General features: G+C 73.1%; 6 protein-coding genes and 1 pseudogene. 2 read left to right on the top strand and 5 right to left on the bottom strand.

Features of this window, described 5'->3' with window-relative positions:
* Positions 1–587: SDR family NAD(P)-dependent oxidoreductase (locus AB0J52_RS22215; RefSeq protein WP_500183781.1), on the top strand; the 587-nt coding region annotated here is incomplete at its 5' end.
* Positions 588–627: 40 nt separating this feature from the next.
* On the opposite strand, the gene AB0J52_RS22220 is transcribed toward AB0J52_RS22215, so the two are convergent.
* From AB0J52_RS22220 to AB0J52_RS22240, 5 genes are all read right to left on the bottom strand, one after another.
* Complete coding sequence (locus AB0J52_RS22220) at positions 628–1,707, bottom strand: polyprenyl synthetase family protein (RefSeq protein WP_500183783.1); 1,080 nt, start codon at positions 1,705–1,707, stop codon at positions 628–630.
* 43 nt (positions 1,708–1,750) lie between these two features.
* Positions 1,751–3,253, bottom strand: a complete 1,503-nt coding sequence (locus tag AB0J52_RS22225) for an ABC1 kinase family protein (protein WP_500183785.1) — start codon at positions 3,251–3,253, stop codon at positions 1,751–1,753.
* A 64-nt stretch (positions 3,254–3,317) separates the two neighbouring features.
* Positions 3,318–3,764, bottom strand: a complete 447-nt coding sequence (locus tag AB0J52_RS22230) for a hypothetical protein (RefSeq protein ID WP_500183787.1) — start codon at positions 3,762–3,764, stop codon at positions 3,318–3,320.
* Between the two features lie 106 nt (positions 3,765–3,870).
* Positions 3,871–4,941: a terpene synthase family protein gene (locus tag AB0J52_RS22235; protein WP_500183789.1), complete on the bottom strand. Its 1,071-nt coding sequence runs from the start codon at positions 4,939–4,941 to the stop codon at positions 3,871–3,873.
* A 161-nt stretch (positions 4,942–5,102) separates the two neighbouring features.
* Positions 5,103–5,948 carry an SAM-dependent methyltransferase gene (locus tag AB0J52_RS22240; protein WP_500183790.1) on the bottom strand — a complete coding sequence of 282 codons (846 nt, stop codon included), beginning with the start codon at positions 5,946–5,948 and terminating at the stop codon, positions 5,103–5,105.
* 252 nt (positions 5,949–6,200) lie between these two features.
* Between AB0J52_RS22240 and AB0J52_RS22245 the strand changes: the two are divergent.
* A pseudogene (locus AB0J52_RS22245) lies at positions 6,201–6,535 on the top strand (hypothetical protein); the annotation flags it as partial.

Genomic DNA, 6,535 nt, shown 5'->3' on the forward strand with positions numbered 1-6,535 from the left:
GGTTCGGTGAGGACGGCGCGGTGGATCGCCTGTTCGACGCGCTCGTTCCCGAGCTGGACGGACGCGGCCTGGACATCCTGGTCAACAACGCGGGCATCGCGTCGGCCAGCCCGGCGGCGGCGCTCACGCCCGAAGAGCTGGACCGGCTGCTGAAGGTGAACGTCGCCGCGCCGTTCTTCGTGACCCAGCGGGCGCTGCCGCTGCTGAACGACGGCGGGCGGGTCATCAACATGGGCTCGGTCGCCAGCCGGATGGCCGTGGCGGTGCAGATCGGCTACACCGTCACCAAGGCCGCGCTGGAGGCCCTCGCGCCGACCCTCGCCAACGAGCTCGGGCGCCGGGGCATCACCGTGAACACCGTAGCGCCGGGAGCGATCCGCACCGACATGACCGCCGGTTACGTCTCCATTCCCGAGGCCGCCGCCGCGCTGGAGTCCATCACCGCGCTGGGCCGCCTCGGTGAGCCCGAGGACGTCGCCGACGTGGTCGGCTTCCTCGCCGGGCCGGACGGCCGCTACGTCACGGGGCAGACGATCGACGTCTCCGGCGGCACCTGGCTCGGCCCGATCGTCCCGGCCACCCCCTGACCGAGGGGCCGGCGCCAGGGGACCGGGCCGGGCTCCGCGGTCAGCGGGCGCGCCGGGTGGCGGCCGTGGCGAGCTGGGTCAGGGCCTCGCGGGCGGGTTCGGTGATCGGCGCGGCGGCCAGGACGCCGAGGGCGCGGTCCTCGCGCTCCCTGATCATCCTCTCGACCGCGGCCGGGGCTCCGGTGGCGACCAGGATCTCGCGGATCCGGTCGGCGTCGCGGTCGTCCAGCAGCGGGTGGCCGTGCAGGGCCTCGATGACGCGCCGCTGGGCGGGGGTGGCGTGTTCGAGCGCATGGGCGATCAGGACGGTGGGCTTGCCGTCCCGGAAGTCGTCCAGGTTGGGCTTCCCGGTCACCCCGGGGTCGCCGAAGGCGCCGAGGAGGTCGTCGCGGAGCTGGAACGCCTCGCCGATCGCGATCCCGAACCGGGAGTAGGACGCCAGCAGCGCCGGGGACGTGCCGGCCAGCACGCCGCCGACCTGCAGCGGACGCTCCACGGTGTACTTGGCCGTCTTGTAGAGCAGCACCCGCATGGAACGCGCGGTCGTGCTCGGCCCGTGCGCCTGTTCGAGGATGTCCAGGTGCTGGCCGTAGCAGACCTCGGCGCGCATCCGGTGGTAGTAGGGGCGCGCGGCGGCGATGCGCCCGGCCGCCAGCCCGCTGGTGAACAGCAGCTCGTCGGCCCAGGTCATGCACAGGTCGCCGAGGAGGATGGCGGCGGCGACGCCGAACCGCCGGGCGTCCCCCCGCCAGTTGCCGGCGGTGTGCCGGTCGGTCATGGCGTGGTGGAGGGTGGGGCGGCCCCGGCGCAGCGTGCTGTCGTCCATGATGTCGTCGTGGATGAGGCAGAAGGCGTGGAAGATCTCCAGGGCCGAGGCGGCCCGGACGATCTCCGTGCAGTCCTCCGCGCCCGCGGCGCGCCAGCCCCAGTAGCACAGCAGCGGCCGGAGCCGCTTCCCGCCGCGCAGCACGAACTCGCGCACGAGCTGGAACGTCGGCGCGGTGGCCTCGTCGGCCAGCTCGTGCAGCCGGCCGTCGAGGAAGTCGGCCAGCTCCTTGTCGACGCGGGCGCGCAGCGGCGCGCACAGGTCAGCGGGGCGGCGGTGACGTTCGGACCCCAACGGTGGGTCTCCTCGTCGTCGGGTGCCTCGGGTCGTCGGGCGCCTAGCGTCGTCGGCGGTGCTGGAACCACCACATCAGGGCGGCGGTGATCCCGGCCGTCCGCAGCGTGGCCCTGGACGGGGCGAGCCCGCCCCGTCCGGCGGCGCGCAGCTGCCCGACACGGATGGTGAGGTCGCGGTTGGCGGCGTCGCGGATCAGCCCGCGCAGCTGCTCGGGGGCGAGCGTCTGGCCGATCATCAGGTCGAGGGCGGTGCGGGCCGCCTGGATCTGCGACGCCGACTCGCCGGCCAGGTGCAGCAGGATGTCGCGCAACTGCTCCTCGAAGACCTCGGTCAGGGCCAGTTCGGGGGCCAGGTGGCGGACCGAGCCCTCGATGTTGGAGAACGACTTGCCCAGCAGCGACACCACGGGGCTCGTCTGGATGCCGCGCCGGGTGGAGTACTTCAGCACCGAGGTCAGGGTGACGCCGAAGTCCAGGTCGTCCAGCGACGCGGTGGCGATCTTGGGCACCAGCAGGGCCATGTCGCCGGCGAACCCGGGGATGTCGGCCCAGGGCGTGGCCCTGCCCAGCTCGACCCAGGCGCGGGCCACGCCTGGGCCGTCGTTGTGCGCGAGGCTGAGCAGGACCTGCACCAGCGTCATGCTCATCCGCCGGTCGATCCGCCCGACCATGCCCCAGTCGATCAGGTGGGCCCTGCGGCCGGGCGCGACGAAGATGTTGCCCGGATGCGGGTCGGCGTGGAAGAACCGGTCGACGAAGTACCCGCGGTACATGAACGCCAGCAGGTCGCGGCCGATCCCGAGACGCTCCTTCTCGGTGAGCGAGCCGGTGTCCACGTCCCGGACGGACCGTCCCGGCGCGAGGCTCTGCACGATCACCTGCGGCCTCGCGTGGACCACGTCGGGCGCGTCCAGGTACTCGAAGCGCCGGACGAGGCCGCGGGCGCGGTCCATGTTGGCGGCCTCGACGGTCATGTCGAGCTCGGCCTCCATGGCCTCGAAGATGACGTTGAGCGAGGACTCGACGTCGATCACGGCGTTGAAGTCGGGGAACGCCCGCGCGACCAGCCGGGCGGCGCGGCGCATCAGCGCCATGTCCGCCAGCACCTGCGCGCGGATGTCCGGCCGCTGGATCTTCAGCACCGCCGGTTCGCCGCCGCGCAGCACGACCCGGTAGGCCTGGGCCAGGGACGCCGAGCCCAGCGGCCGCGTCCGGTCGACGTGGTCGAAGTGGCGTTCCCATCCCTCTCCCAGTTCGTGGGCCAGCACCGGTTCGAACACCGTGAACGGCGCGGCGGACACCTGGTCGTGCAGCAGCGCCAACTCGGCTCTGGTCTCCGGGGAGACCAGGTCGGGCCGGGTCGACAGCATCTGCCCGACCTTCACGTAGAAGGGCCCCAGGCGTTCCAGCGCGAGCCGGATGGCGCGCGGCCGCCCGGGGGGTTCTCCGTTCCCCTGGGGAGTGCGTCGCGCGGCGCGGGTCACCTCGGCGCCCAGGAGCTCGGCCAGCACCTTGGTCACGGTGAGGAGCCGTCCGCTGGTCAAGGGCGTCCCCGCCTCCGGGGCCGGCCGCTCCCGGGGGTCTGGGGCTCCGTGGCGGCGGGCGGCTTCACCGCCGCTTCTCTCCCTCGCGGGGGTCCGGGTTCATCTGGCGGGCCAGCTCCTCCACCCGGCGGTTCAGCCGGGCGAGCTGGTCGGCGAGCTGGCCGCCGCCGCTCTCGGAGCCGTGGCCTCCGGCGTCGCGGCTCCGGCCGTGCGGGCGGTGCGGTCCGCGCTCGGCGTCCCGGTAGTGGAGCAGACGGCGCCGCAGGTCTTCCAGGTCGTCCAGGATGTCTTCGATGTCCTCGCGGCGGCGGTCGTCCCAGTCGGTGTCCCCGCCCTCGCGCCAGTCGTCCCTCCGCTCGTCCCTCCGGTCGTCCTCGTAGTCCTTCCGGTCCTCGACGACCTTGCGGGCCGCCCGGCGCAGGTGGTGCTCGACGTCGCCGGCCCGGTCCAGGGTCTCGTCGATGATCCTGCCGATCTGCCGGGTGGCGCTGCTGCGGTGTCGCCTGGTCATGTTCGGTCTCCTTCACGGATCGGATCGGTGCCTGCCGGTGGCGTCCTCGGACCGTCGGGACGGTCGTGCGGGACGGGACGGCCGTGGACGGGTGGAGCGCTCGCCGTCACACCTCCCACCACCACGCGGCGGTCGGGAGGGGGAGGGGTTCCTCGCCGTCGTCGAGGGGGTGCTCGGCCCAGGTGATCTCCCCGCCCGCGGCGGTGTCGCCGCCGAGGTAGCGCGGGACCCGCAGTCCCCACTCGGCGTTGCCGCGGATTCCGTAGGCCAGGCCGTCGGCATAGTCGCGCGCCGCCGCGCCGAGCCGGGGAGCCAGCCGCTCCCGCAGCCTCATGAAGCGCATCAGCACGCGGTCGCGCAGCTCGGTCGCGGTCCGCACCGCCGCGGGGAGCGAACCGCCGTTGTGGCGGAGCAGGACGTTGTAGATGTTCTGGACGTCGGGGGCGCCGTCCGCCTCCCTGGCCAGCGAGTGCCGGTCGTTGTCCAGGGCCGCGACCGCGATGGCCATCTCCGTGAGCGCCCGCATGGCGGGGGAGTCCATCTCGGCGGCGGGCACCTCCGGGCCCGCGGCGATCTCCAGCATCGCGAACGTGGGCTCGCCACCGGCCGAGTGCAGCCGCATCGTCAGGTAGTCCTCCAGGGACGGCACGTGCCCCCGGGCCTGGTTGGCGATCTGCCACCCGACCCCGGCGAGCCATCCCCGGTGCGCGGCCACGAACCGCTGGAACTGGACCGCCGTGCCCGACTCGCGAAGCATGCCCCCGATGTCGTGCACGGCCGCGGCGTAGCGGTCGTCGTCGCCCGCCGGGACGGGACGCTCCAGAGCCCGCTGGACGCGGGACGCCATCGGGACGAACTCCGCGGGCCGCGAGCTGTAGTGGCCGGTGTCGCAGCAGGCGTCGTCGAACGCGAACCCCCAGTACACCCACAGCACGGCGGGCAGTAGCCGGTCCTCGTCCGCGTGCGGCGCGAACCGCGAGTAGAAGTCGGCGCTGCGGGTGCGGATCACCTTCGCCCGCTCCCGCGGGGCGGGGCAGAAGCCGACCTCGTCCATCCAGGCGACGGCCCGCCGCTCGGCCGCCGCGCGGGCGGGATTGACCGCCGCCTCCAGCGGACAGAAGATCGGCGGTAGTTCGAGCCGTGCCACGCTGTCGGCCAGCGACCGCTGCGGACCCATGAGCCGCCCTTCGCACGTCTGGTCATCCCACTGCCAAGCAGTGACCATGTGTAGTTAATAAATAACTCTAAGTGACGAACGAGGGATGTTCAAGAGCACCGCCGCCGACGGCGGGCCGTTCGGCGGCGGTGCGGGGTCCTGGAAAGGGGGAGGTCGGAGGCTCAGGCGTCCTTGCGGAGCAGGCCGCCGTACTCGTATCCCGGGAAGTGCGCGGACGCGCCGAGGAACTGCTCCAGGTCGGCCGGGACGGGCGGCAGCGGCGGCTGTCCGGGGTCCGCGCGCCACTGCTTGATGTTGACCAGGCCGGGCTCGACCGGCGTCAGGCCGGCGAGCAGCTCGTCCACCTCGCCGGGGGAGCGGGTGCGCCACGGCATGCCGGAGGAGTTGGCCCGCTCGTCCATCGCGGCCCGGATCGCCGGGTCCTCGGTGACGATCTGGGTGAAGGCGAGGAAGGAGCCGGGCGCGGCGACCTCGTCCATGATGTGGTGCAGGAGGCCGCGCGGGTCCATGTCGTCCAGCAGGTGGTGGCCGACCGACAGCCACAGCACGGCGACCGGCTCGCTGAAGTCGATCAGCCGCCGCACGCCCGGGTCGGCCAGGATGCGGTCCTGGTCGCGGAAGTCGGCCGGGACGAACACGGTGGTGTCGTTCTCGGCCATCAGTGCCCGGCCGTAGCTGAGCACGGTCGGGTCGTTGTCGATGTACGCCACGCGCGACCCCGGCCCGAACTCGGCCGCGACCTGGTGGACGTTGCTGTTGGTCGGCAGCCCGCAGCCCATGTCGACGAACTGCCGGATCCCCGCCTCGGCCGCCAGGTACCGGACGAGCCGGTACAGGAACAGCCGGTTGTCCCGGGCGATGTCCACGATGCCCGGGAAGTGCGGAAGCGCCTGCAAGGCGAACTGCCGGTCCACCTCGTACCAGTCCTTGCCGCCGAGCGACATCCCGTACAGGCGGGCCGAGGACGGCGTGTTGTGGATGTCGGCGACGGCGTCGCTGCTCCTCATCGGGGACTCCGGTCGGTCGGGCGGATAGCGGACGAAGCGGTGTTCTCCGGACGTCACGCTAGCGGTCCGGACCGCCGTCGTGAGGGATTTTCGTGATCTTGGTTCGGGCGCGTTGACCGGTTCGGGCCATGCCGGACGGCCCGCGGTCCGGGTGACAAACCCGGCCCGCGGGCGTATCAATAGGAAACCTTCTTAAATGATGCGCCGTCGGGGGGAGCGCTCGGACGTCCTCGAAGAAGGAGGCTCCCGACGATGACCCCGCCCACCCCGCCCACCCCGCCGGCCCCTGCGACCCCGGCGGGCGGCCCGCTGCCGCCGCGCTCCGCCCCGCTCCGCGCCCTCGCCGCGCTCGCGGCCGCCGCGCTCGTCCTGGTCCTGGCGGTCGCGCTGCGCCCCGGCCCCGCGCGGGCCGACGAGACCCGCAACTGGTACGGGGCCGCGCCCTACGTGATGCCGCTGGACAACGACCCGCCCGACCTGTCCCAGGTCATGGCGGCGACCTCGCAGAAGTCGTTCGAGCTGGCCTTCATCCTCGCCTCGGGCAACTCCTGCTCGCCCGCGTGGGACGGCACCGCGCCCGTCTCGTC

It is taken from the genome of Spirillospora sp. NPDC049652, from assembly GCF_040675125.1.
GTDB lineage: Bacteria > Actinomycetota > Actinomycetes > Streptosporangiales > Streptosporangiaceae > Spirillospora.

What these genes read in the sequence shown, in the direction of transcription:
- AB0J52_RS22230 (WP_500183787.1), bottom strand. Translation starts at nt 3,764, where the DNA reads ATGACCAGGCGACACCGCAGCAGCGCCACCCGGCAGATCGGCAGGATC.
- AB0J52_RS22235 (WP_500183789.1), bottom strand. Translation starts at nt 4,941, where the DNA reads ATGGGTCCGCAGCGGTCGCTGGCCGACAGCGTGGCACGGCTCGAACTA.
- AB0J52_RS22240 (WP_500183790.1), bottom strand. Translation starts at nt 5,948, where the DNA reads ATGAGGAGCAGCGACGCCGTCGCCGACATCCACAACACGCCGTCCTCG.